The sequence below is a fragment of the Vitreoscilla filiformis genome (genome assembly GCF_002222655.1).
GTDB classification, from domain to species: domain Bacteria; phylum Pseudomonadota; class Gammaproteobacteria; order Burkholderiales; family Burkholderiaceae_C; genus Ideonella; species Ideonella filiformis.
Genome location: NZ_CP022423.1, coordinates 196,824 through 221,688, shown reverse-complemented (window position 1 = coordinate 221,688; position 24,865 = coordinate 196,824). Strand labels below are relative to the sequence as shown.

The window sequence follows — 24,865 nt, the reverse complement described above, 5'->3', positions numbered from 1 at the left end:
TCCCTAAGCTGACGCCAACAGGGCATGATCACGGCATGAGCTTGATCAATGCCCATGTTTTTTCACCCGTGCGGGGGCCAGGGACGTCCGCACCAGCCTCCGCCCCCGTGGAACCCCCGGCGGTGACGCCACCGGACGCGGCCCTCTTGGCCCAGGCTGCGGCCCAGCCGGGCAGCCCGGGTCATGTGAGTGAGCTGTTCGGACGCCTGAGTGCGTCCGCCGGGGCGCGTGCGCCCTTGGCGCCGCTGTGGCAGCGCTTCTTCCGAGCCCAAGGCGCCGACGGCTGGCGCGACCTCGGCCACAGCGCCAAGCGCGTGCAACATCGCGTGCAGGAAGACGGCGCCACCTACAACGTTTACGACGATGGCAACCACACCAGCCGCCCTTGGCCGCTGGAGTTGCTGCCCATGCTCATCGAGCCCTCGGAGTGGACGGCGATTGAGCGCGGCGTGTTGCAGCGCGCCCGTTTGCTCAACGCAGCCATGGCCGATGTGTACGGGTCACGCTGTTTGCTCAACGAGGGTTTGTTGCCGCCCTCGCTGGTGTTGGCGCATCCGCAGTACCTGCGCCCGTTGCACGGCTGTGAGCCTCCCGGCGGCATTCACCTGCATGTGCTGGCCTTCGACTTGGCTCGTGGGCCCGACGGCCTGTGGTGGGTGCTGGCGCAGCGCACGCAGGCGCCGTCGGGGCTGGGTTATTTGTTGGAAAACCGCATCATCATCGCGCAGCAGTTTCCGGAAGCCTTCCGTGAGCTGCGGGTGCAGCGGTTGGCTTCGACCTTCCAGTCCTTGATGCAGGGCCTGCTGCGCTTGAGCCCAGCGGGTGAGCGCTCGCGGGTGGTGCTGCTGACCCCAGGGCCGCACAATGAAACGTATTTCGAGCACGTCTTTCTGGCCCGTTACCTCGGTTTGACCTTGGTAGAGGGCGGTGATTTGACCGTGCGTGCCAATCGGTTGTATCTGAAAACGCTCACCGGCTTGGAGCGTGTCCATGTGGTGCTGCGCCGGGTGGACGATGAATACCTCGACCCCTTGGAGCTGCGCCCCGATTCGGCGCTGGGCGTGCCGGGGCTGTTGCAAGCGTTGCGTGCGGGTGAGGTGATCGTCGCCAACGCGCCGGGCGCGGGGTGGTTGGAAAGCCCCGGCCTGAGCGGTTTTTGGCCCGGCGTGGCCCGCCGCTTGTTGGGGGAGGAGCTGCACTTGCCGAGTTTCACCAGTTGGTGGTGCGGCGAGGAAGCGGTGTGGCGCAGCCACCGGCCTCGGTTGGAAGATTACGTCGTGGTGCCGACCTTCCCAACCAGCGACACCACCACCGGCTTTGCCCCCATCGTCATGGCGACGCAATCGACCGACAGCCGGGTGGCCATCGCCCAGCGCATCGACGCCAACCCCACGGCCTACACGCTGCAAGCGCGGGTGCGCCCCTCCGAAACGCCGGTGTGGACGCCCGCTGGCACGTTGGAGCCTCGCCCAGCCGTGGTGCGGGTGTTTGCACTGGCCGATGGCCAAGGCGGTTGGCGCGTGTTGCCGGGCGGCTTGACACGCGTCGCCAACCGGCGCGATGGGGCGCACGATCCGTGGTTGTCCATGCAGCGCGGCAGCGCCAGCATCGACACCTGGGTGCGCACCGAAGGCACGGTGGACGCCACCAGTTTGCTGCCCAAACCCCTGGCTGCGGCTGATTTGGAAGTTTGGTGGCACCGCAGCGTCACCAGCCGTTCGGCGGAAAACCTGTTTTGGCTCGGGCGCTACACCGAGCGCGCCGAAAACGCCGTGCGTTTGGCGCGGCTCACCTTGGAGTCGCTCACTGGGTCGGTGTTGAACGCCACGTCGCCGCCGGTGCTGCGTGTGCTGGAGTCGCTCACGCGGCGCCATGGGCTGGTCGGGTTCGGTGTGCCCAGCCCGGAAAAATCCCTGCGCCTGTTCGAGCGTTCCCTGGTGAGTGCTTTGGGGGACACCTCGGGCAGCGTCACCAGCGTGGCCTACAACCTCGGGGCGCTGAAAAACTGTGCGCAAACGCTGCGCGAACGCCTGTCGCCTGAGCACTGGAAACTCATCCTCGAAACCAACGATCACTTCCGGCAGCACTTGGATTCGGTGTTGGCCGATGGCCAGGCCGAACCGGTGAGCGATGTCATCGGTGTGCTGGGCCGGGCGGCTTTCCACCTGTCGGCCATCACCGGCGCGCAAACCGACCGCATGACACGCGATCACGGCTGGCGCCTGCTCAGCGTCGGGCGGCAAATCGAGCGCTTGGATTTCTTGGCCCACGCGCTGGCGCTGGGTTTCCAACACGGTTTGCACGAGTTGGACGATGGGTTTGCGCTGCTGCTGGGGTTGTTCGATTCCACCATCACCTACCGCGCCCAGTTCCAAGCGCGGCGCGAGGTGCCGCCGCTGCTGCACCTGCTGGTGATCGACACCGACAACCCCCGCTCGCTCGGTTGGGTGGCGCGCACCATGCGCGAGCGTTTCCTCAAGCTGTCGCGGCACGAATCGGCATGGGCGGCGGAAGTCGCGGCCCGTTTGCCGCGCCCCGACACCTGGCCGTTGGAGATGCTCAGCGCCCCAGACGCCGCACGCGGGCACGGCCCCCTCATCGCCGCTTTGCAGGATTGCAGCGCCCAGGTGTTGATGCTTTCGGATGAAATTGGCCGGCGTTTGTTTTCGCACGTTGGCCCGGAAAATCACATGGTGTGGCAATGAGCAAACGCTGGTTGCAGGTGCGTCACGACACCACTTATGTTTACGACCTGTCGGTGGAGTTGGCCCACCACGTGGCCTACCTGTGTCCACGCGACACCCCGGCTCAACAGGTGCGCGATTGGCGTTTGCTCATCGACCCGAAGCCGGACGAGTGGCGCAGCGTCGCCGAAGAATCCACCGACCCGCCTTGGGGCTCGCAACTGAGTTTTGACAGTTGGGGCAATGGCCGGCTCAACTTCAGCCATTCGCGGGTGCATGAGCGCTTGACGGTGCGTTCGCAGTTTGAGGTCGGCATCACACCACCTCCGGCCCCGAATCTGGTGGACAGCCCCGCCTGGGAAAGCGTGGCCGTGGCGCTGCGTTACCACGCGGGAGCGGTGCATTCAGAGGCGGTAGAGTTTTGCTTGCCGTCGTACTTCGCGCCGTGTACGGGGAAGTTGGCGGCGTTTGGGCGCCAAGCGTTCACGCCGGGGCGCTCGGTCATGGCGGGGGCGCTGGCGCTGATGGGGTTGATCCACGAGCATTTCGAGTACCGGCCACTGTCCACCAACGTCAACACCCGGGCGACGGATGCGCTGGCCACGGCACGTGGGGTTTGCCAAGACTTCGCCCACGTCATGATCGGCGCCTGCCGCTCGCTGGGGCTGGCGGCGCGTTACGTCAGCGGCTACTTGCTGACCCAACCGCCGCCGGGTCAACCGCGTTTGGTCGGGGCCGATGCCTCGCACGCTTGGGTGGAAGTGTGGTGCCCGGCGCAAGGCTGGGTGGCCCTGGATCCGACCAACAACGTGCAAGCTGGCTTGGACCACGTCACCCTGGCTTGGGGGCGGGACTATGGCGATGTGGCCCCGCTGCGTGGGGTGATCCGGGGCGGCGGACGCGCCCAGCCGCAAGTGGGGGTCACGGTGGTGCCGCTGGACGAACTGCACGCCTTGGTGGATCCGGCACACTGACGTTTTCATCACTTTCAGGAGATGGCCGTGGCCGGTGCCAGTTTGCTGACCCTCATCGATGACATCGCGTCCCTGCTGGACGACATCGCCGTGTTGACCAAGGTCGCTGCCCGTAAAACCGCTGGGGTGCTGGGGGACGATTTGGCGCTCAACGCCCAGCAAGTCGCCGGGGTGCGGGCCGAGCGCGAGCTGCCGGTGGTGTGGGCGGTGGCCAAAGGATCGCTGAAAAACAAGGCGATTCTGGTGCCGGCGGCGCTGCTCATCAGCCTGCTGGTGCCGTGGCTCATCACGCCGCTGCTCATGCTGGGTGGGGCGTTTTTGTGTTTTGAGGGCTTCGAAAAACTGTGGCATGCCCGCCAGTCCTGTGCCGAAGATGAGCACGCTGGCCGCGTGTGCAGCGTGGCCGATCCGGCCATCGATTTGGTGGCGCTGGAGCGCGACAAAATCGCCGGTGCCGTGCGCACCGACTTCATCCTCTCCGCCGAAATCATGGCGATCTCGCTTGGCGCTGTGGCGGCGGCCCCGCTGATGACGCAGTTCAGCGTGCTGACGGCGGTGGCCTTGCTGCTGACGGTGGGGGTGTACGGCTTGGTGGCGGCCATCGTCAAGATGGACGACGCGGGGTTGTACCTGAGCCAGCGTGGCGGCGCACTGCAACCTGTCGGTCGGGCCTTGCTGGTGGCGGCACCGTGGTTGATGAAGACGCTGTCCATCGTCGGCACAGCGGCGATGTTCATGGTGGGCGGTGGCATCCTGGTGCATGGCTTGGGGCCGTTGCATCACCTGTTCGCCGCGTGGACGGACGCCCTCGGCCCGTGGGGCAGCGTGTTGGGCATGGCGCTGGACGGCGGCCTGGGCGTGATCGCCGGGGCGTGCGTGCTGGCCGGTGTGACGCTGATCCAGCGCCTGCGCAAAGGCTGAAACGATGCAGTTGTTGTTGGCCCCGATGGAAGGGGTGCTGGACTTTGCCCTGCGCGATGCGCTGACGCGCTTGGGGGGCGTGGATCGGTGTGTGAGTGAGTTCATCCGCATCACCGACCAGTTGTTGCCCGAACGGGTGTTTGTGCGCGTGGTGCCCGAGTTGCGCCAGGGTGGCTGCACGCCAGCGGGGGTGCCGGTGCGCCCGCAACTGCTGGGCTCCGATCCGGCGTGTTTGGCGGACAACGCGGCGCGGGTGGCGTCTTTGGGCGCACCGGGCGTCGATTTGAACTTTGGCTGCCCGGCCAAGATCGTCAACCGCCACGGCGGCGGCGCGGCCTTGCTGGAGGAGCCTGAGCGGCTGTGGCGCATCATGCAAGCGGTGCGGCGGACGGTGCCGGCGTCGGTGCCGGTGTCCGCCAAGATGCGCCTGGGGTTGCACGATGATCAGCGTGCCGAAGAATGCGCCCGCGCCCTGGCCGAAGGCGGTGCCAGCGAGCTGGTGGTGCATGCGCGCACCCGGGCGCAAGGGTATCGACCGCCGGCTTACTGGCAGCGCATTGCCGATGTGCGGGCCCACGTCACCATCCCGGTGATTGCCAACGGCGAGATTTGGACGGTCGAAGACGCGCTGCGCTGCCAAGCCGAATCGGGCTGCACCTCGCTGATGCTGGGGCGTGGGCAGTTGTCCGACCCCGGGTTGGCCCAGGCAGTGCGGGCGGCTGTGGGTGGGGCTTCGGCCACCGTGACGCCACTGCCGACCTGGGAAGCGATCCGCCAATCGCTGCTGCACTATGCCCAGCGCATTGAAGGCCACGTCGAGCCGCGCCACCGGGCGGGGCGGATCAAACAGTGGCTGCATTATTTGCGCCGCCGCTTTGTGCAGGCGCAACAAACCTACGATGCGGTGCGTACCTTCACCGACTCGCGTGAGGTGGTGCGCTGGCTCGGGTCGGCCCCAGAGCGGCCGTTACACTGAGCGCCCCCGACAGGAATATCGCCATGGCTGTACTCTCCAAGGCATCCGCCACTGCGGTTCTTGATCTCAAAAGTGCGACGTTGACCGTGCTGGCGGTGGTGATCAAGACCCTGGATCTCGCTGCGTTGTCGCAGGCCATGCGCCTGCGGTTTGACAACGCGCCGGGTTTCTTCGGGCACGAACCGGTGTGCCTGGATTTTTCCGCTGTGCGCGAAGCCGACGAGGTGCCGGACTTCGAAGCCCTGTTGGCGCTGCTGCGGCAACACGGGCTGAACCCGATCGCCGTGCGTGGCGGTGGCGCAGCGCAAATGGCCGCTGGCCTGGCCGCTGGCTTGGCCGAAGCGCCCGATCCGATTCCACCGGGCAGCCGGCCCGTGCTGGTCAGCCTGCCCGTGGTGACGCCGCCCGCCGCAGTGGATGCCACTGCGCCGCCCATCGAGCCCGAAGACCTCGTGCTGGAGCTGGACGGCGACGAAGCCGCCGCCACGCTGCCCCCCACGCGCCTGACGCTGGTGCATGACAAACCCCTGCGTTCCGGCCAGCGTCTTTACGCCAAGGGCGGGGATTTGGTGGTGCTCGGGCTGGTGAACTTTGGCGCCGAAGTCATCGCCGATGGCAGCATTCATGTCTATGGGCCGTTGCGGGGGCGGGCCATCGCTGGCGCTTGTGGGGATTCCTCAGCGCGCATTTTTGCGCTCAACATGCAGCCACAGTTGGTGTCCATCGCCGGCCACTGGCGCACGCTGGAGGAAGGCGCGTTTCCCGACGCCATCGGCCAGATGGCGCAAGTGCGTTTGGATGGCGAACGGCTGCTGATGGAGCCCATGAACACCGGGCTCAAGACAACGACAACACATTCAGAAAGGACACAACGCCGATGAGCCGCATCATTGTGGTGACCTCCGGCAAGGGAGGGGTGGGCAAAACCACCACCAGTGCCAGCTTTTCGGCCAGTTTGGCCCAGCGTGGGCACAAAACGGTCGTGATCGACTTTGACGTGGGGTTGCGCAACCTCGACCTGATCATGGGCTGCGAGCGCCGTGTGGTGTATGACCTGATCAACGTCATCCACAACGAAGCCAAACTGCACCAGGCCCTGATCAAGGACAAACACTGCGAGAACCTCTACATCCTGGCCGCCTCGCAGACGCGGGACAAGGATGCGCTGACCGAACAAGGCGTCGAGCGGGTGATTCAAGAACTCAAGGACATGGGGTTCGAGTACATCATCTGCGATTCGCCCGCCGGCATCGAAACCGGGGCTGTGATGGCGATGTTGTTCGCCGATGACGCTTTGGTCGTCACCAACCCGGAAATTTCTTCGGTGCGCGATTCTGATCGCATCCTGGGGCTGCTGGCCTCCAAGACGCGCCGGGCCATCGAAGGGCGCGAGCCGGTCAAGGAGCATTTGCTCATCACGCGCTACAACCCGTCGCGGGTGTCGAGCGGGCACATGATGTCTTTGGACGATGTGATGGATGTGCTGCGCATCCCGCTCATCGGCGTGATTCCCGAATCGGACGTCGTGCTGGACGCCTCCAACCAAGGTCTGCCCGTGGTGCTGATGAAGGGCACGGACATCTCCGAAGCCTACCTCGATCTGGCCGCCCGTTTCATGGGGGAGGACAAACCGCTGCGTTTCATCGAGGCGGTCAAGCCCAGCTTTTTCAAGCGCATCTTCGGGGGGAAATGAGCATCATGTCCCTGCTGTCTGTTTTTCTGGGCGAAAAAAAGGGAAGCGCCAGCGTGGCCAAAGAGCGCTTGCAAATCATCCTGGCCCATGAGCGCGGGCGTGCCAACATCTCGCCCGACTACCTGCCTGCACTGCAAAAAGAGCTGCTCCAAGTGGTGCTCAAATTCGTGCAGATCAAACCGCACGACGTGCGCGTCAACATCGAGCGCCAGGACAACCTGGAAATCCTCGAAGTCAAAATCGAGTTGCCCGAATCCCCGCGCTGACGGGGTGGCCCGCGTGATGCGGGTCAGCGGGCGCCCAAACCGGCGTGCAAACTCACCAAATCCCGTGTGAGTTTGTGCGTCGGGTCCAGGTGGATCATCGGCAGAGCCCGTTCGTGCGACTCACGCACCTTGATCGTGCTGCTCAAATACGGCTGCAACACCGGCAACCCTTCGGCCACCAGCTCATCCACCACCCGGCGCGGCAGCTTGGCTTGCGGCTGGAACTGGTTCACCACAATGCCTTCGACCCGCAACCCGCTGTTGTGATCCGTGCGAATTTCTTCCAGCGTTTCCAGCAGGCCATACAGCGCCCGGCGTGAGAAGTCATCACAATCGAACGGGATCAAGCAGCCTTCGGAAGCGATCAGCGCTGAACGGGTGTAGAAATTGAGAGCGGGCGGGGTGTCGATCCAAATGTCGTCGTAGTGTTCGCCCAGCTCCAGCAGCATGTCGCGCAGCTTGTAGATTTTGTAGCGGGATTCGAGCTTGGCATGCAGATCATCCAACGCCGATGAGGCCCGCATCAGGGACAGGTTGGCAAACGGCGTCGGCTGCGCAAACGCGGTGGCCGCCAGCGGGTGGACGCTGAACTTGATTTGCTGCTCAAAAAAATCCGCACTGCCGGGAGCGGGGGTGTCTGCGCCGGTGCCCAGCAGGTAGCGTGTGGCGTTGCCTTGCACGTCCAGATCCACCACCAGCGTGCGTCGCCCTTGGTGGGCGCCGATGGCGGCCAGATTGCACGTCAGGGTGGACTTGCCCACCCCCCCTTTCTGATTGAAGACAACTCGACGCATGGCAATGGCTCGCAGGGAAAACCCGCTCGGGGCGATGAGGTGGGATTGTGCATTGCAACATCCCGCCATCTCGCACAATGGCAGGCATGAATGCATCTGTGATTTCCGATGAGGCGGTGCTGAACCGCTCACGTCAATGGTTGGAGCGGGCCGTGATTGGCCTCAACCTGTGCCCATTTGCCAAAAGTGTCCACATCAAAGGGCAAATCCGCTGGGTGGTGAGCCGGGCGCAGACGCCGCAAGCGGTGTTGGATGAGCTGGTGAGTGAGCTGCGTCACCTGGCCGAAGTCGATCCCGAAGTGACCGACACCACGCTGCTGGTGCTGCCCGACGCTTTCGCCGATTTTCTCGACTTCAACGATTTTCTCGACGTGGCCGATGCCGCGTTGGAGGATTTGGCGCTGGATGGGGTGTTGCAAATCGCCAACTTCCACCCGAACTTTCAGTTCGCGGACACGGCGGAAGACGACGTGACCAACAACACCAACCGCGCACCCTGGCCGACGCTGCACCTGATCCGCGAAGCCAGCATCGACCGGGCGGTCGAAGCGTTCCCGGAGGCGGAAACGATTTACGAGCGCAACATGGCGCTGATGTCCGAGCTGGGCTCAGAAGGATGGGCGCGCCTGTGGGACGAAAAACCCTGACAGCGCCGCCCCCTTCCTCACATCACTTGGCCGGGTAGACCAAGTCGGCGCGGCGGTTTTGGGCCCAGGCGGCTTCACCTTGGCCGGTGGACTTGGGCTTTTCCTCGCCGAAGCTGACGGGTTCGGCTTGGCTGTCCTTCACACCGAAGGTCTTGAGGGCGCGCAGCACGGCTTCGGCCCGCTTTTGGCCCAGCGCCAGGTTGTATTCCTTGCTGCCGCGTTCGTCGGCGTTGCCTTCGATCTTGATCGAAACATTGGGGTTGGCAACCAGGTACTTGCCGTGCAGTTCCACCAAGCCCGTGTCGGCGCTGCGGATGGTGAACTGGTCGTATTCGAAGTAGATGCTGCGTTCGAGCGAGATGCGGCTGGTCGGGTCCAGGTGGGCTGGCTTCGGTGCCACGGCCTGCTGCACCGTGCTGATGACGGCGGGAGCGGCGTCGGCGACGGCGGGGGCCGCAGGGGCCAGGGTGGTCACGGGGGCCGGTTCATTCAGCGGCACGTTGGTGCAGCCGGCGAACAGCGCCGAAGCCGCTGTCAGCAGCAGGACGGACTTGAGAGACTTCATGCGAAAACCTCCAGAAAGGGTCAAAGTCGCCGGGATTGTACCGATCCGACTTTGAATGATTCCCAAGAAGCCTGCATTCTGCTTAAAAATGAGGCAATCTATTGAAACCCCTTTTATTTCAATGGGTTAGGTCATCAAATTTCAGGTTTTGCACAGCTTTATCCACAGGCTGTGTGCGCAAACTGGGGGGAAGCCCCTTGGGCATGGGACGCCAGCGGCTACGCAAAATCCACAGCGCCAAGCCTGCTTTGGCTTCCTAGACTGCGCGACATCTTTTGCTGTGAACATGGAGCTTTGATGTCCACGTCGTTGCCAGGGGCTGCGCGTCAGCCGATCTACCGTTCGTTGTACGTGCAGGTGCTGTTCGCCATTGCGGTGGGCATCTTGTTGGGGCACTTCATGCCCGAGTTGGGCGCCCAAATGAAACCGTTGGGGGATGGTTTCATCAAGCTGATCAAGATGATCATCGCGCCGATCATCTTTTGCACCGTCGTGCTGGGCATCGCCGGCATGGAAAACATGAAGAAGGTGGGCAAAACGGGCGGGCTGGCGCTGATCTACTTCGAAGTGGTCTCGACGCTGGCGCTCATCATCGGTTTGGTGATCGTGAATGTGTTGCAACCGGGCGCCGGTATGCACGTCGATCCGAATGCGCTGGACACCAAGGGCCTGACCAACTACGTCGGCCCCGGCAAGATGACCAGCACCACGGACTTCCTGCTCAACGTCATCCCCAGCAGCGTGGTGGATGCGTTCGCCAAGGGTGAAATCCTGCAAGTGCTGCTGTTCTCGGTGATGTTCGGTTTCGCGCTGCAAAAGTTTGGTGGCAAACACAACATGGTGTTCACGTTCATCGACAAGCTGTCGCATGTGCTGTTTGCCATCGTTGGCGCGATCATGAAGGTGGCGCCCATCGGGGCGTTTGGCGCCATGGCGTTCACCATCGGCAAGTACGGCGTGGGCACACTGCTGCAATTGGCGCAACTGATGGGCGCGTTCTACGGCACGTGTTTGCTGTTCATCTTTGGCGTGTTGGGCTTGATTGCCAAAGTTCACGGCTTCTCGATCCTGAAGTTCATCAAGTACATCAAGGAAGAGCTGCTGATCGTGTTGGGTACGTCGTCGTCGGAGTCGGTGCTGCCGCGCATGATGCGCAAAATGGAGCACGCCGGCGCCGAAAAGAGCGTGGTGGGCCTGGTGATCCCGACGGGGTACTCCTTCAACCTGGATGGCACCTCGATCTACTTGACCATGGCCGCCGTGTTCATCGCCCAAGCCACAGACACCCCCATGACCTTGACCCAGCAGTTGACGCTGTTGGCCGTGCTGCTGCTGACCAGCAAGGGCGCCGCCGGGGTGACGGGCTCGGGTTTCATTGTGCTGGCGGCCACGCTGTCGGCAGTGGGGGGCGTGCCGGTGGCGGGGCTGGCGCTGATTTTGGGCATCGATCGTTTCATGAGCGAAGCCCGGGCGCTGACCAACTTGGTGGGCAATGGCGTGGCCACGCTGGTGGTGGCCAAGTGGTGCGGTCAGTTGGATGATCGGCAGATGCACGCAGCCTTGGTCGAAGGCCAGCCCTTGCCGGAAGGCACAGATCTGCACTTGGAGCAGGCCCTGGCCGCTGCCGGCCAGGCGCTGCCCGCCGCCGTTCACGAAAGCGCCCCCGGCGTGCGCTGAGCGGCAGGCTCAAGAATGCCGCACATGCGGCATCGGGTCGATCAGTTCGCCGCGCAGCAGGGCCAGCGGCGACTTGTGGTACAGCACCACGTCATGGAACGGGTCGGTCAGGATCTTGGTCATCCAAGCCAGGCCGGTGAGGGGGCTGCGCTTGATGCACAGGTAAAGCACGCGCAGTGCAAAACCCGTCACGCCCAGGGCCAGCCAAGCCAGACCCAGGTGGTGCCAAAACCCAGCGGTGCCCTCGCCCGGTTCGATCAGGCCGAACAGAGCAGGCTCGAACCACAACGTGGCCGGCAGCAGCACCCAGACGCTCAACAGCAGCGTCTTGCGCTGCATGTTGTAGCCCACTTTGACGCGCTCCTTGTACTCGTCGCTGACTTGGTTGAGGGCGTCAAACCCACGTGGTTCGAACAGGTAGTGACCGGTTTGGCGCGTCACCATGGACACCAGCCAGCCAATGAGGGCGGCCAGCGCCGGATCGAAAAACAGCACCCCATAGGCCACCAGGAAACTGAGGGCGCTGATGAGGTGAAGCGTTTGGTTGATGCGGCTCTGGTGGTAGTAGCGGTGGTCGTCCCAGCGCTGGGTGGCCAGTTCTTGCAAAAAGGCTTGAAGGGCGGAAGGCAAGGCGGTCTCCTGGTGGCACAACCGTTGTGCCAGTGGGGGTGCATCGTCGGCAAGGCGCATGAAAGGTGTGTGACGAAAGCCTTGTCATCGAACGGTTGCACAAGCAGCCCACCATGCGGCCCATGAACAGCCCGGCCCCTTCTCCCTTGATGGTGAACCACTTCCCAGCGGCCCAGCGCTCGCTGCGGGTGGCCTGTGTCACCGAGACTTACCCGCCCGAAGTCAACGGTGTGGCCATGACCATCGCACGCATCGTCGAGGGCCTGCAACAGCGGGGCCACGATGTCCAATTGGTGCGGCCACGCCAGGATGCGCACGATGGCACCGGGGATCACAGCCCCGGTGTGCATGAGGTGTTGATGCGGGGGTTGCCGATCCCCCGTTATCCCCATTTGCGCATGGGGGTGCCGTCCAAGCGGGCTTTGGTGCGGCTGTGGTCGCAGCAGCGCCCGGACGTGGTTCACATCGCCACCGAAGGGCCGTTGGGTTGGTCGGCGTTGCACGCGGCGCGGCATCTCCGGCTGCCGGTGAGTTCGGACTTTCGCACCAATTTCCACGCCTACAGCCAGCATTACGGCATCGGGTGGTTGCGCAAGCCCATCATGGCGTACTTGCGCAAGTTCCATAACGCGGCCCAATGCACGATGGTGCCCACCGAAGCGCTGCGGCGTGATTTGGCGGCTGTCGGGTTTGAGCGCTTGAGTGTGGTGTCACGCGGGGTGGACACGCAACGTTTCTCGCCCGCGCACCGCAGCGCCGAACTGCGCGCCCAGTGGGGCGTGGCGCCGGACGATCTGGTGGTGGCGTGCGTCGGACGCTTGGCGGCGGAGAAAAACCTGGGGCTGCTGTTGGAGGCGTACGCGGCCATCCGTGTACGCCAGCCGCGCAGCCGGTTGTTGCTGGTCGGGGACGGGCCGATGCGGGCAGAGATTCAAGCTCGTTGCCCCGATGCGATTCTGACGGGCCAGCGCACCGGGGCGGATTTGGCCGCCCATTACGCCTCAGCCGATTTGTTCCTGTTCCCCAGCTTGACGGAGACGTTTGGCAACGTCACCACCGAAGCCATGGCCAGCGGCTTGCCTGTGCTGGCGTTCGACTGCGCTGCTGCCGCTCAATTGATTGAAAGCGGCATCACGGGGCACTTGGTGGCCCCTGGGCAAGCAGCGGCGTTTGTGCAAGTGGCCGTGCAACTGGCGCAGGCGCCCGCGCTGCGGCATCGGCTCGGCCAGCACGCCCGGGAGCGGGCGTTGCGGCAAAGCTGGGAGAGTGTGCTGATTCGCTTTGAAAACATGCTGCATCAATCGATCCAGCAAGTCGCCTCCGGTGCGACGCTTCAAGTGCAGGCGGCCCCCCAAATGTGCCGCAGCAAGGCGCCGAAATCGGCGGTGTAGCGGTCGATGTCCCAGGCGGGCCGGGCCAGCAGGCGTTGGCGCAGGCCGCGCCGCAGCGCCAGCAGCCCGGGGCGGTCAGCCGCCATGCGTTGGGCGATGGCGACATAGTCGGCATCGCTGTGGGCTACCCAATCTGGCAAACCAGCGGCTTGCATGAAGCTGGCACCCATGCGTGAGACGAAGGTGTGCCCGCACCGGGTCAGCACCGGCGTGCCCATCCACAGCGCTTGGAGGGTGGTGGTGCCGCCGTTGTAGGGCGTCGGGTCGAGGGCGATGTCCACATCGGCGTACTCGGCCATCATGTCGGCCAGGCCGGTGGGGCCTCGGAACAGCAGGCGCTGCGGCGCGATGCCCAGGCGTTGGAACGCCTCCGAAAACCGCCGCACCGCGCCGGGGTCTTTGAAACTGGGCGCCTTGAGCAGCAAGCGCGAACCCGGCACGGCGTGCAGCACTTGGGCCCACAACCCCAGCGTGTGCGGGGTGAGTTTGGGCACGTTGTTGAAGCTGCCGAAGGTCAGCGGGCGGGTGGCATGGGCGTCGGGCAGGGTCGGGAACGGATAGTCCGCTTCGGGGGCGAAGCAAAACACCGCATGTGGCAACCGGGCGATGCGCTCGCTGTACAGCGGCGCGTGTTCGGGGGGCGCGACCACTGCGTCGGCCACGATCCAATCCATGTTGGGCACCCCGGTGGAGCCGGGATAACCCAAGAAGGTGGCCTGCACCGGCGCCGCCCGACGCGCAAACAAGGCCATGCGTTGGTGCGAGGTGTGTCCGGCCAGATCGAGCAGCACGTCGATGCCGTCGGCTTCGATGCGTTGGGCCAGCAGGGCATCACTCCAAGTGGTGCATTCGACCCACCGATCGACGCGCTGTTTGGCCAAGTGCGTTTGCTCGTCGTAGGACACGCCGACGAAGTACACCACGCATTCAAACTGCTGCCGATCGAGCCGCCGCAACACCGGCTGCATGAAGATGTTGACGGGGTGCTGATGGTGGAAGTCTGCCGTGACCAAGCCCAGGCGCAAGCGCCGTTCGGGCTGGCGGGGGTTGGCGAAGGCGGCGGGCGAGCGCGCACCCTCACCGAGGGGGGCGAACCACGTTCGGTGCAGCGCGGCAACTTCGGCGGGATGCAGGTGGTCGCAATACAGCGTGCTCATGGCCGCGCTGGACACCATTTTGGAGCGAGGCCCCTCTTCGGCAGCGAGTTCGCGGTAGAGCTGCAAGGCGGTGGCCGCATCGCCCATTCGGCCAGCGATGCTGGCGCGCATCGAGCGGGCTCCCGGCATGGGGGCGAGGGCTTCAGCGCGGGCCAGTTCGGCCAGCGCATCTTCCATTTGCCAGCTTTCGGCCAGGGCGTGGGCCAAGTTCCAGTGCGCCGTGGCGCTGTCTGGATGCAGGGTGACGTTGCGCCGCAACACGGCCTGTGCTTCCTGCCACAAGTTGCTGCGAAAGGCCAGTTCGGCCAAGCGGGACAGCGTGGTTTCGGCGGTGGCTTGGCTGGCTTGCTCCAGGGCGCGATGGGCCTCGTCGGTCAGGCCGAGACGGATGAGGATCTCACCCAGGTCGATGTGGAGTTCCGCCCATTCGTTCAGGCCCAGGGCTGGTGCGGCGTCGTCCGGGCGGGGCGGTGGCAGACAGGCCAGGGCAGCGCGCAGCGCTTCCAAAGCCCGCGCCGCATCGCCCCGTTCCAGACGCCAGCGGGCCATTTGGTGGTGTTGGCGCAAGCGCAGGCGGGGGCCGTCGGCGGCGGTGTCGGTGCAAAGCAGGGCGCGGTGGTAGCTGGCAGCGGCCTCGTCCCAGCGGGCGAGATCCTCCAACCCCCGCGCCAACGCCAGATGGCCTTCCCAGCGCTGCGGGGCGGCGGCGGTGGCGTGCTGGTAAGCCCCGATCATCTGCTCGGTGGCCCCTTGGGTACGGCAGACGTGCCCCGCCTCCAGCCAAGCGCTGAATTGCTGCGGGTTGAGGCGCAACACGGCGGCAAAGTGGACGCGAGCGGCACCCAATTCACCTTGTTTGACGGCACAGCGGGCGGCTTGCAGGTGTGCCGCTTCGGACAGCTCAGCGGGAAGGGGCGGCGGCAAGGCCAGGCAACTTTCGAAACGCTGCCGGGCGGCGGCCCAGCGCCCGAGGTCGAACAAGGCGTTGCCAGCATTGAACCAAGCCGCCGGCGGCGCGTCCGGCAAGGACAGCGCCTGCTCGTAACACGACAACGCTTGTTCGGTGTGGCCTTGCTGTCGCAGGGTGGCGCCTTGGTGGAGCCAAGCGGTGGCGTCGGGGGCGGCAGTGGGGTTCATGCGGGAAAGGCGCCGGGCATTTCGTTACTTCGCCCAGCCATCCTTGAGCGTGGTGATGCGGTTGATCACCGGCAACGCCGCCGAATGATCCAGCCGATCCGCCACAAAATAGCCGTGGCGCTCGAACTGGAATTTGTCATCGGGCTTGGCGTGGGCCAGCGACGGCTCCAGGTACGAGCGCAGCACCTTCTTGCTGTTCGGGTTCAGCACGGTGAGGAAATCGCGTCCGCCGGCATCGGGCTGGGCTTCGGTGAACAGGCGGTCAAAGAGGCGCATTTCGCACGCCACGGCTTCATGCACACCCACCCAGGTGATCACGCCCTTGACCTTCACCGAGTCAGCGCCGGGGGTGCCGCTCTTGGTGTCGGGGAGGATTTGCGCGGTCACGGCGGTGATTTCGCCAGCCTCGTTCTTCTCGCAGCCGGTGCATTCGATGACGTAGCCGTATTTCAGCCGCACCTTGTTACCCGGGAACAAACGGAAGTAACCCTTGACCGGCGTTTCCATGAAGTCTTCGCGCTCGATCCACAGTTCGGGGCCGAGGCTGAATTGGCGCTGGCCCAGCTCCGGCAGGTGCGGATGCGCCGGCGCGCTGCACGGCTCGCGGTGTTCGGCGGCACCAAACACGTCGGCGAAGTTGGTCAGTTTCAACTTCAGCGGGTCGATCACGGCCATGGCGCGTGGGGCTTTGGCTTCCAGGTCGGCGCGCAGGGCGATGTCCAACACCGAGTAATCCAGCCAGACGTTGGTTTTGCTCGCGCCCGAATCGTCCGCCACTTTGCGGATGGCAGCGGGGGTGTAGCCCCGGCGACGCATCCCGGCCAGCGTCGGCATGCGCGGATCGTCCCACCCCGCGACGTGTTTCTCATCCACCAATTGCTTCAGCTTGCGCTTGCTGGTGATGACGTAACTCAGGTTCAGGCGCCCGAACTCGTACTGCTTGGGCAGCGGACGCGCCAGCAGACCCGCATCGGCGAGGTTTTCCAGCAACCAGTCGTAGAACGGGCGCTGATCCTCAAACTCCAGCGTGCAGATGCTGTGGGTGATGCGCTCCAGCGCGTCCTCAATCGGATGGGCGAAGGTGTACATCGGGTAGATGCACCACTTGTCGCCGGTGTTGTGGTGCGTGGCGCGGCGGATGCGGTAGATCGCCGGATCGCGCATGTTGATGTTGGGCGAAGCCATGTCGATCTTGGCGCGCAACACCATGGCGCCGTCGGCGTGCTGGCCGTCGCGCATTTCGCGGAAACGCGCCAAGTTCTCCTCGGGCGTGCGGCTGCGGAACGGGCTGTCCACACCGGGGGTGGTGAAGTCCCCCCGGTTGGCGCGCATCTCTTCGGGCGTTTGCTCGTCCACATAAGCCAAGCCGCGTTGGATCAGCGTTTCGGCGGCCTGGTACATGAAATCGAAGTAATCGCTGGCGTAAAACTGGTGGCTCACGCCGTGGGCGTTCCAGTCCCAACCCAGCCAGGCCACCATTTCGCTGATGGCGTCCACATACTCTTGTTCTTCTTTTTCGGGGTTGGTGTCGTCAAAACGCAGGTGGCAGACGCCGCCGTAATCCCGCGCCAGGCCGAAATTCAAACAAATGCTTTTCGCATGGCCGACGTGCAAATAACCGTTCGGCTCCGGCGGGAAGCGCAGGCGCACCTGCGCTGGGTCGGGTTGGCCGGCAGCGTGATGGGCTGCATCCCCCGGCGAGCCGGCGAATGGGCGTTGGGCATAGGTGCCGGCTTCCAGATCGCGCTCGATGATGGCGCGCAAAAAGTTGCTGGGCTTGACGGCTTCAGCCGCTGGGGCAGGATGTTTGGCGCTCATAAAAAGCGTTGTAGATCAATGGGTTATCTTTGAACCAGATGGGCAAAAGCCCCTGGGCGGGTTGCGGCTGATTGTAGCCAGCGAGCCATGCCAGCCTGGGGGCAACCCTGGGAGACAATGCAAGGCCGTTCTTCCTCTGTTCACAGGAGCATTCACTGCCATGCCCGTTAACTTGCAAGCCCCGAACCCTGACAGCCTGTTCCCCGTGGCCGGTGTGACCCTTGGTGTCGCCGAAGCGGGCGTGCGCAAGGCCAACCGCAAGGATTTGGTGGTGATGTCCTTGGTCGAAGGCTCGACCGTGGCCGGCGTGTTCACCAAAAACCGGTATTGCGCCGCCCCCGTGCAGGTGTGCCGCGAACACCTGGCGGCCAGCTCGGCGATGCGCGCCATCGTCGTCAACACCGGCAACGCCAACGCGGGCACCGGCGCCGACGGCCTGGCCCGCGCCCGCCGCACCTGCGATGCGCTGGCCGCGCAGATGGGCCTGAGCGCTGCACAGATCTTGCCGTTTTCCACGGGCGTGATCATGGAAACCCTGCCGGTGGAGCGCATCGAAGCCGGCTTGCCAGCAGCGCTGGCCGACTTGGCCCCCGCCCATTGGGCCAAGGCCGCCGAAGGCATCATGACCACGGACACCCTGCCCAAAGCCGCCTCGCGCCAAGTGACGATCGGCGGCCAAACGGTGACGGTGACGGGCATCTCCAAGGGCGCCGGCATGATTCGCCCGAACATGGCCACCATGCTGGGGTTTGTTGCTACCGATGCGGCCATCGCGCCGGAGCTGGTGCAGCCGTTGGTGAAGCGAGCCGCCGATGCGTCGTTCAACCGCATCACCATCGATGGGGACACTTCGACGAACGACAGCTTCGTGCTGATCGCCACCCACCAAGCCGGCAACGCCCCCATCACCGCGCTGGACAGCGCCGAAGGCGCCGCGCTGCAAGAGGCCATCGTGGCGGTGGCGCGTGAACTGGCGCAAGCCATCGTGCGGGATGGCGAGGGCGCCACCAAGTTCATCAGCATCACCATCGAAGGCGGGCGCACCGAGGACGAATGCTGCCAAGCGGCCTACGCCATCGCGCATTCACCCCTGGTGAAGACGGCCTTTTTCGCGTCCGACCCCAACCTGGGCCGCATCCTGGCGGCGGTGGGCTACGCCGGCATCGACGATCTGGATCAAACCTTGATCGAGATGCACTTGGACGATGTCCATGTGGTGACGCAAGGCGGCCGCAACCCGTCTTACCGCGAGGAGGACGGCCAACGGGTGATGAAGCAGGCCGAAATCAGCGTGCGCGTGAACTTGGGCCGAGGTGCGGCCCGCGCCACGGTGTGGACGTGTGATCTCTCACACGATTACGTCAGCATCAACGCCGATTACCGCAGTTGATCGGCGGCTGACAGGGCGCCCGTTCAAGCGCCTTCGGGCTCATCCACCAGCGGGCGGTATTCGATGCGCCCGCGCAGTTTGGCCCCGGCATGCACATCCAACAGCGTGCCGTAAACGACATCGCCCAATAGCGAGGCCGTGCCCGTCAGCTCCAGGGTTTGGCGGGCCAGCACGGTGCCGCGCACCTGGCCTTCGATGAGGATGTGGTCGGCCTCGATCACCGTGTCCAGCACCACGCCTTTGGGGCCGATGTGGATCGTGCCGCCCATGCCCAAATACACCGGGCCGTGCAGTGTGCCGTCGATGCGCAGCCCCAAGTCGGGCTCGGTGGTGGACAAGGAACCGTCAAACACCGCGTCTTCCGCGATGCGGCTGTTGATGGCGTCCAGCCGTTCGGCAGGCACCAGACGCGAAGGGGTCAGAGTGTCGGAAGCTGGCATGGGTCAACCGCGATGAACAGAAGTGGGGTCACTTTCGGGGCGCACGCGTTCGAGTTGGGCGTTCAGGTCGGCGCCGTTGACCTGCAAGGTGGTGTAACGCACCCGCCCTTCGACCACCGAACCGTCGTGCAAGGTGACGCGCCCGCCGGGTGCGTCCAGCAACCCGCTGGTGCGGCCTTGAACGGTGATGTTGCGGGCGATGATGTCCCCGCGCACCACGCCTGTTTCGGCCACGATGACGTGGCTGTTGCCCCCGCGCTCGGTCATGGCGATGACCGGCCCTTCGATGGCCCCGCCCACTGTCAGCGAACCCGTGAGCTGGATGCGCCCAACGAAACTCATGCCCGACGCCAGCGTCGAGTGGCCCGGCGGGGCCGCATTGGGGCGCAAGTAGGTGAGGGTGGGCACGCGCTGGGTGTCCGGCAGGTGCAGGCCCAGCGGCACATGGGCTTCGGGCGGCGGCAGCGCGGGATCGAGCGGGGGCGGTGTGTCCGCTTCCGGCGCGTGGGCTTCGGTGGTGGAGGGCGCTGGGGCGGCGTCGGGCGCGTTGGCGGCTTCGACCGGCAGAGGCAGCGGCATCAGCTCCACGGGGGGCAGGGGCAGGCCCACACCGGGATCCATCGCCAGCGACAACTCAGCCGGCAAAGGCCGCAACTCGGGGAGCGAATCGGGAGAAGGGTGATCGTTCATGAGGGCTCGCGGGAGGGCTGGGGGCGGCCGGGGCGCGCAATCAGTCGTTCAGCACGGGCAGGATGCGTTCGGCCTTGAGAGACGAGAACGGGCCTTGCAGGCTGGCCCCGTCGTACATGTGCAATCGGGTGGCGGTGATCTCGCCGGTACACACCGCCGTGGACGCCAGATAAACCGTGCCGTGGCATTCGATGCGGGTGCTGGGATCGGCGGTTTGGTCGCTGGTTTTGGCGCCGATGCGGCCAAACACATACAAATCGCCCAGCACGCGGAATTCTCCTTCGAGGGTGGCGTCGTGCCACACCACCAGGCGGCCACCGATTTCACCACCGCCATGCAGCGCGCCTTGCAGCAGCAACCCGCCGCTGTAGCGATGTTCGCCCCGCAACGTGGAACCCTCGGCGATCCGGTTGACGATGTGCATGCGCACCGGATCGATGATCAAAGTGTCTTGGGACTTGCTCAAGCGTTCCACTCCAGCAGATAGACGCACGCGGCCACCAACCCGACCGACCACAGCAGCCACGCTCCGGCCACCAAACCCCAGCGCAGGCGCCGCAGGGTGCCGATGGGCACGGGCTCGCCAGCGAGCAAGGCACCGGTGTCGCGGGCGGTGAGGGTGCGGGCGGCTTTGCGGGTCAGGCGCATGCGGTTGCTGGCCCAATCGACCAGCACGCCATGGCGCAATTTCAGGGGGGATTTCGGGCTCGACCCCAGGCTCACAGCGAAGGGCCGGCCAACCACCTGTTCGGTGAAATAGCGATTCAGGGAGGGGTCGGTGGGCATGGGGCGATTATGGCGGAACGCCCACGCCACCCCCGCTTGCGGCAGACTGGCCAAAGCGGTGACTTTTCAACGAGGAGACAAGCGATGGATCAAGGCATCAAACCCATCAACCGGCGCCAAGGGTTGCGTTGGCTGGGCGCAGCGGGCGGGTTGTGGGCAGCGGCGCTGGCGCCGGCCTGGGCGCAGAGTTGGCCGGCCAAACCCGTCACGGTGGTGGTGCCGTGGCCGGCGGGTGGGCCGTCGGACATCGCCGCCCGTCCGCTGGCCAAGGGCTTGCAAGACGCACTGGGCAAGCCCTTCGTCATCGACAACAAAGGCGGCAGCGGCGGCAACATCGGCACGGCGGCGATGCTGCAAGCCCCCGCCGATGGCCACACGCTGCTGGTGACCTCCAGCGCACCGGTGGCGATCAACCCGAGTCTGTACAAAAAGATGCCGTTCGATCCGGCCAAAGACTTGATCCCCGTGACCAACGTGTTGCGGGTGCCACTGGTGCTGGCGGTGCCACCGAACTCACCGCTGAATGATTTGAAAGCCGTGATGGCGCAGATCAAGGCCAAGCCGGCAGAGTCGATTTTTGCGTCGGCGGGCAACGGCACGCCGCAGCACCTCACCGGCGAGCTGTTCGCCGACGCGCTCCAGGTGCAGATGACCCATGTGCCCTACAAAGGCTCGGCCCCGGCGCTCACCGATTTGATGGCCGGCCATGTGCCGATGATGTTCGACAGCTTGGCCTCCATCGGCCAGCACATCAAATCCGGCAAGCTCAAGGCGATTGCCGTGACCGGCGCCAAACGCACCCCGCTGCTGCCCAACGTGCCGACGCTGGCCGAAGCCGGGCTGCCGGGCATCGAGTCTTACGCTTGGTATGGCTTGTTTGTGAAAGCGGGCACGCCGGCGGCGGTGGTGCAGCAGCTCAACGCCGAAGCGCTCAAGGTGATGAAAACGCCCGAGTTCCAGCGCACCCTGGCCGATACCGGCTCCGAGTACGTGGGCGATACGCCCGTGAACTTCGCCGCTTTCGTCAAAGCCGAGGCGGAGAAATGGGGGCGCTTGGTGAAGATCAGCGGCGCCACGGTGGATTGAGCCCGGAAGCGCGTTGCGGATCTGCACGTCTCAGTGACCTTGGGCGGCATCCACGCTGGTGCTGATGCGCGGCTGGGGTTTGGGTTGCGCTTCAACAAACAGTTGAATCGCCCAAGCCGTGGCCGGCGCCAAGGTGTCACGCCAAGCGGGCATGTGAATCACCCCGGCGCGCACTTTGCCCTCTTGCACCGACTGGCTGTAGTAGGCGTCCACGTCTTGCTGGCAGCGTTGGGCCAGGCGTCCGTCTTGGAGCTTGAGGCAAAAGCTGTTCAAGCGACGCAAATCCGGCGCTTCGGCGCTGGGTTGACGGGCTGCGGCGCCGTGGCAGCGGGCGCAGTGTTGCGCGTAGGCCGTCTGCCCTTGGGTCAACATCGCGGCACGTTGCGCTTCCGGGGCCGTGCGGTAGGGGTTGGGCGCTGACCATTCCTGACCATGCGCCAGCCCCAGTGCGCCGACGGCCAGCAGCAAGCTCACCAGTGTGCGTCCGTGACGGGCCGACATCACCAGCCCTCCGGGCAGCCGGTGCAACCCGTGAGGTTGGCATCCGGAAAAATGGTGAAGCGCAACCAAGCGCCCCGCAAATCGGCGTTTTGAAGTTGGCTGCCCACGAATTTACTCTCCTGCAAGTTGGCGTTGGTGAGGCGCGCGCCACTGAAATTCACCAGGTTGAGCCGGGCGGCTTCCAAGCTGGCGGCGCTGAGGTTGGCGTCGCGCAGGTCGGCACGGAACAGGCGCGCCATCTCCAGATTCGCCCCCACCAAGGTGGCGCGGCGCAGCGACACCCCCGGCGCATTGAGGGCATACGCCCGCACGGCGGTCAGGTCGGCGTCGTCGAGCACGGCGCCGGCCAGGTTGGCATGGCGCAAATCGGCGCGAGCCAGTTGGGCGCCCCGGAAGTTCACGCCGCGCAAATCCTTGGCGGACAGATCGGCGTGGCGCAAATCCGCCCCCGGACACTGGGCGTAAGGCCACAACGGACAGCCGTTGACGATCGTCACCTCGTCAGACGTGGCGGGCAGCGCAGCGGTTTGAGCCAGCGCGGGCCAGGCACTCCCCAGCCCACAGGCCAGGGCGAGCGCCGACCCGACGCCAGCCCAGCGCGCGTGCAGCGGCCGGGCGGGCGTGGCCATCAGCGGGCTGCCACCTTGGGCAGCTTGAACACCCAGTAGCTGCCGCCTTGGGTCACTTGTTTGGTGAGTTCGGCCATGTCGCCGCCCCACAACGGCACGGCGCCACCGTAGCCGCTGGAGATGCCGAGGTATTGCTCACCGTCTTGCTCCCAGGTGATGGGCACACTCACCACGCCGGAGCCGGTTTGGAACTTCCACAGCTCTTCGCCGGTTTTGGCGTCCAGCGCCTTCACAAAACCATCCGACGTGCCGGTGATGAGCAAACCCCCTGCGGTGGTGAGGGTGCCGGCCCACAGCGGGAATTTTTCCTTGTGTTCCCAGACGATCTTGCCGCTCTTGGGGTCGATGGCGCGCAGCGTGCCCACATGGTCGTCATAGAGTCGCTTGATGCGGAAACCTTGGCCCAGGTAGGCCGAGCCGGCCTTGTAGGTGACGTTTTCCGTCCAGTAGTCCATCGCCCAGTGGTTGCCCGGGATGTAGAACAACCCCGTGTCCGGCGAGTAGGACATGGGCATCCAGTTCGTGCCCCCCAGGAACGGCGGCGAGACGAACACCGCCTTGCCTTTGTCGGCCCCGGCTTCCGGCAGCGGCGGGCGATTGCCCTTTTCGATGGGGCGGCCAGTTTTCAGGTCGAAGCCGCTGGCCCAGGTGATGCCGTCCACAAACGGCCAGGCGTTGATGAGCGAGGTCGGCTTGTTCGGGTAGCCCGCGCCGGTGGCGAGTTTGTCCCGGTCGGTGACGAAGAAGAAACCGTTGCGATCCGCGTGCGCGCCGGCCTTCACCAGCTTGCCAGTTTTCGGATCTTTGTATTCGAACAACACGATGGAGTTGTTGCCCGAGAAGTCCCACGCATCGTTGGGGGTGTGTTGGAAGAAGCCTTTCAGCTCACCCGTGCTGGCGTCCACATAGGCTTGGCCGGAGGTGAAGAGGCTGTCCCAGTGGCGTGGATCGTCGCCTTCTTGGGTGCGCTTCCAGGTGTTCCACGGTGCCGGATTGCCCGCGCCGATGACGATGGTGTTGTTGTCCGCATCGAAGCTGGCGGTTTGCCACGGGGCGCCGCCGCCGTGGTGCCACGCTTCGGTCAACTGGCCGTCTTTGCCACGCGGCCAGCTTGGGGCTTTCGGGTCGCCCGTGGGGGTGCTTTCTTTGCCGTTCAGACGCCCCATGTGGCCTTCCACCAGCGGACGGGCCCAGACTTCTTCACCCGTGTCCGGATCGCGGGCGTAGAGGTAACCCACCACGCCGAATTCATCCCCCGACGAGCCGTGAACCAGCAGCACCCGGCCGCTTTTTTGATCGCGCACCACGAAAGGCGCACCTGTCATGGTGTAGCCCACTTTGTGGTCGGCGAACTTCTCGTTCCACACCACTTTGCCGGTCTTTTTGTCCAGGGCAATGATGCGGGCGTCCAGCGTACCGAAGTAGACCTTGTCCCCGTAGATCGCTGGGCCTCGGTTGACCACGTCGCAGCACGGGCGGATGTCGTCGGGCAGGCGGTGTTCGTAGGCCCAGAGCTGCTTGCCCGTCTTGGCATCCAGTGCGTGAAAACGCGAGTAGGAGCTGGTGACGTAGATCACCCCGTCATGCACCAGCGCCTGGGCTTCTTGGCCGCGCTGTTTTTCGCCACCGAACGAGAAACTCCACGCTGGCACCAGGTTGGCGACGTTGCGGGCGTTGATCTTCTTGGCGGGGCTGTGGCGCTGCGCTTTCAGGCCCAGACCGTAGCTGAGCACGTCGGCGGTGGTTTGGTCGTCGCGGGCCAGGTCGTTCCAGCTCACGGGCTTGTCGCCGATGGCCAGGCTGGGGCTGCTGGCCAACAAGGCCACAGCGGCGCAAGTCAGCGCCCGCAGGGGGAAGGCAAGGGTCATGGGTTGTCTCCGGTGTCCAGTGAAGTGTTTGTGCAGCGGCATTCTGGAAACCCCGGGCGGGCCTGTCCTGGGAGCTTCACCCGGTCATATCGGGAGCGATTCCCGCTTCTGTGGGCCTGGGTTTTGCCTCGGTTGGCGGTCGGGC

At 65.0% G+C, this 24,865-nt stretch carries 24 protein-coding genes; 12 read left to right on the top strand and 12 right to left on the bottom strand.

Annotated elements, in window-relative coordinates; translation table 11 throughout:
• Positions 1-35: 35 nt before the first annotated feature.
• The 7 genes from VITFI_RS01090 to minE are packed head-to-tail and all read left to right on the top strand — an operon-like array spanning position 36 to position 7,514.
• Positions 36-2,705 carry a circularly permuted type 2 ATP-grasp protein gene (locus VITFI_RS01090; RefSeq protein ID WP_089415421.1) on the top strand — a complete coding sequence of 890 codons (2,670 nt, stop codon included), beginning with the start codon at positions 36-38 and terminating at the stop codon, positions 2,703-2,705.
• Positions 2,702-3,658 (top strand): transglutaminase family protein, encoded by a 957-nt coding sequence (locus VITFI_RS01085; RefSeq protein ID WP_089415420.1) that lies wholly within the window; start codon positions 2,702-2,704, stop codon positions 3,656-3,658. The genes VITFI_RS01090 and VITFI_RS01085 overlap by 4 nt, the downstream gene beginning before the upstream one ends.
• 27 nt (positions 3,659-3,685) lie before the next feature.
• Positions 3,686-4,579, top strand: coding sequence for a DUF808 domain-containing protein (locus VITFI_RS01080; RefSeq protein WP_089417907.1), 894 nt, complete (start codon positions 3,686-3,688; stop codon positions 4,577-4,579).
• A 4-nt stretch (positions 4,580-4,583) separates the two neighbouring features.
• On the top strand, positions 4,584-5,555 hold the full coding sequence (locus VITFI_RS01075; RefSeq protein ID WP_089415419.1) for a tRNA dihydrouridine synthase: 972 nt from the start codon (positions 4,584-4,586) through the stop codon (positions 5,553-5,555).
• A 23-nt stretch (positions 5,556-5,578) separates the two neighbouring features.
• Positions 5,579-6,436: a septum site-determining protein MinC gene (minC, locus tag VITFI_RS01070; RefSeq protein WP_089415418.1), complete on the top strand. Its 858-nt coding sequence runs from the start codon at positions 5,579-5,581 to the stop codon at positions 6,434-6,436.
• Positions 6,433-7,248, top strand: a complete 816-nt coding sequence (gene minD / locus VITFI_RS01065; RefSeq protein WP_089415417.1) for a septum site-determining protein MinD — start codon at positions 6,433-6,435, stop codon at positions 7,246-7,248. The genes minC and minD overlap by 4 nt, the downstream gene beginning before the upstream one ends.
• 5 nt (positions 7,249-7,253) lie before the next feature.
• On the top strand, positions 7,254-7,514 hold the full coding sequence (gene minE, locus VITFI_RS01060; protein WP_089417906.1) for a cell division topological specificity factor MinE: 261 nt from the start codon (positions 7,254-7,256) through the stop codon (positions 7,512-7,514).
• A 23-nt stretch (positions 7,515-7,537) separates the two neighbouring features.
• Here the strand turns inward: minE and VITFI_RS01055 are convergent, their stop codons facing one another.
• Complete coding sequence (locus tag VITFI_RS01055) at positions 7,538-8,308, bottom strand: ParA family protein (RefSeq protein WP_089417905.1); 771 nt, start codon at positions 8,306-8,308, stop codon at positions 7,538-7,540.
• Between the two features lie 86 nt (positions 8,309-8,394).
• Here VITFI_RS01055 and VITFI_RS01050 point away from each other — a divergent pair, with 86 nt between their 5' ends.
• On the top strand, positions 8,395-8,955 hold the full coding sequence (locus tag VITFI_RS01050; RefSeq protein ID WP_089415416.1) for a DUF1415 domain-containing protein: 561 nt from the start codon (positions 8,395-8,397) through the stop codon (positions 8,953-8,955).
• 22 nt (positions 8,956-8,977) lie between these two features.
• Here VITFI_RS01050 and pal read toward each other — a convergent pair whose 3' ends face one another.
• A complete protein-coding gene (gene pal / locus VITFI_RS01045; protein WP_089415415.1) occupies positions 8,978-9,520 on the bottom strand; it encodes a peptidoglycan-associated lipoprotein Pal in 543 nt (180 codons plus the stop codon).
• A 297-nt stretch (positions 9,521-9,817) separates the two neighbouring features.
• On the opposite strand from pal, the gene VITFI_RS01040 reads away from it, so the two are divergent.
• Positions 9,818-11,197, top strand: a complete 1,380-nt coding sequence (locus tag VITFI_RS01040; RefSeq protein WP_089415414.1) for a dicarboxylate/amino acid:cation symporter — start codon at positions 9,818-9,820, stop codon at positions 11,195-11,197.
• A 9-nt stretch (positions 11,198-11,206) separates the two neighbouring features.
• Here VITFI_RS01040 and VITFI_RS01035 read toward each other — a convergent pair whose 3' ends face one another.
• Positions 11,207-11,827, bottom strand: a complete 621-nt coding sequence (locus VITFI_RS01035; protein ID WP_089417904.1) for a hypothetical protein — start codon at positions 11,825-11,827, stop codon at positions 11,207-11,209.
• Between the two features lie 122 nt (positions 11,828-11,949).
• Between VITFI_RS01035 and VITFI_RS01030 the strand changes: the two genes are divergently transcribed.
• On the top strand, positions 11,950-13,218 hold the full coding sequence (locus VITFI_RS01030) for a glycosyltransferase family 4 protein (RefSeq protein WP_089417903.1): 1,269 nt from the start codon (positions 11,950-11,952) through the stop codon (positions 13,216-13,218).
• Here VITFI_RS01030 and VITFI_RS01025 read toward each other — a convergent pair.
• Positions 13,161-15,512 (bottom strand): tetratricopeptide repeat protein, encoded by a 2,352-nt coding sequence (locus VITFI_RS01025; RefSeq protein ID WP_089415413.1) that lies wholly within the window; start codon positions 15,510-15,512, stop codon positions 13,161-13,163. The two genes, VITFI_RS01030 and VITFI_RS01025, sit on opposite strands and share 58 nt — an antisense overlap.
• Before the next feature lie 24 nt (positions 15,513-15,536).
• Positions 15,537-17,330, bottom strand: a complete 1,794-nt coding sequence (locus tag VITFI_RS01020) for a glutamine--tRNA ligase/YqeY domain fusion protein (RefSeq protein ID WP_089415412.1) — start codon at positions 17,328-17,330, stop codon at positions 15,537-15,539.
• A 160-nt stretch (positions 17,331-17,490) separates the two neighbouring features.
• Between VITFI_RS01020 and argJ the strand changes: the two genes are divergently transcribed.
• Positions 17,491-18,720, top strand: a complete 1,230-nt coding sequence (gene argJ / locus VITFI_RS01015; RefSeq protein ID WP_089415411.1) for a bifunctional glutamate N-acetyltransferase/amino-acid acetyltransferase ArgJ — start codon at positions 17,491-17,493, stop codon at positions 18,718-18,720.
• 23 nt (positions 18,721-18,743) lie between these two features.
• On the opposite strand, the gene VITFI_RS01010 is transcribed toward argJ, so the two are convergent.
• Genes VITFI_RS01010 through VITFI_RS00995 form a run of 4 tightly spaced genes read right to left on the bottom strand, consistent with a single transcriptional unit; the run spans position 18,744 to position 20,636 of the window.
• Positions 18,744-19,160, bottom strand: a complete 417-nt coding sequence (locus VITFI_RS01010) for a bactofilin family protein (RefSeq protein WP_089415410.1) — start codon at positions 19,158-19,160, stop codon at positions 18,744-18,746.
• Between the two features lie 3 nt (positions 19,161-19,163).
• Entirely contained in the window at positions 19,164-19,850 is a 687-nt protein-coding gene (locus tag VITFI_RS01005) for a bactofilin family protein (RefSeq protein WP_089415409.1), read from the bottom strand.
• Between the two features lie 40 nt (positions 19,851-19,890).
• On the bottom strand, positions 19,891-20,316 hold the full coding sequence (locus tag VITFI_RS01000; protein WP_198301558.1) for a bactofilin family protein: 426 nt from the start codon (positions 20,314-20,316) through the stop codon (positions 19,891-19,893).
• Entirely contained in the window at positions 20,313-20,636 is a 324-nt protein-coding gene (locus VITFI_RS00995; protein ID WP_157725505.1) for a hypothetical protein, read from the bottom strand. Before VITFI_RS00995 ends, VITFI_RS01000 begins: the two co-directional genes overlap by 4 nt.
• An 84-nt stretch (positions 20,637-20,720) precedes the next feature.
• On the opposite strand from VITFI_RS00995, the gene VITFI_RS00990 reads away from it, so the two are divergent.
• Positions 20,721-21,722: a Bug family tripartite tricarboxylate transporter substrate binding protein gene (locus VITFI_RS00990; RefSeq protein ID WP_089415407.1), complete on the top strand. Its 1,002-nt coding sequence runs from the start codon at positions 20,721-20,723 to the stop codon at positions 21,720-21,722.
• A gap of 30 nt (positions 21,723-21,752) precedes the next feature.
• Here the strand turns inward: VITFI_RS00990 and VITFI_RS00985 are convergent, their stop codons facing one another.
• Genes VITFI_RS00985 through VITFI_RS00975 form a run of 3 tightly spaced genes read right to left on the bottom strand, consistent with a single transcriptional unit; the run spans position 21,753 to position 24,720 of the window.
• Positions 21,753-22,223 (bottom strand): c-type cytochrome, encoded by a 471-nt coding sequence (locus tag VITFI_RS00985; RefSeq protein WP_089415406.1) that lies wholly within the window; start codon positions 22,221-22,223, stop codon positions 21,753-21,755.
• Complete coding sequence (locus VITFI_RS00980) at positions 22,223-22,852, bottom strand: pentapeptide repeat-containing protein (protein ID WP_089415405.1); 630 nt, start codon at positions 22,850-22,852, stop codon at positions 22,223-22,225. Before VITFI_RS00980 ends, VITFI_RS00985 begins: the two co-directional genes overlap by 1 nt.
• Positions 22,852-24,720, bottom strand: a complete 1,869-nt coding sequence (locus tag VITFI_RS00975; RefSeq protein ID WP_089415404.1) for a methanol/ethanol family PQQ-dependent dehydrogenase — start codon at positions 24,718-24,720, stop codon at positions 22,852-22,854. Before VITFI_RS00975 ends, VITFI_RS00980 begins: the two co-directional genes overlap by 1 nt.
• Positions 24,721-24,865: the final 145 nt, after the last annotated feature.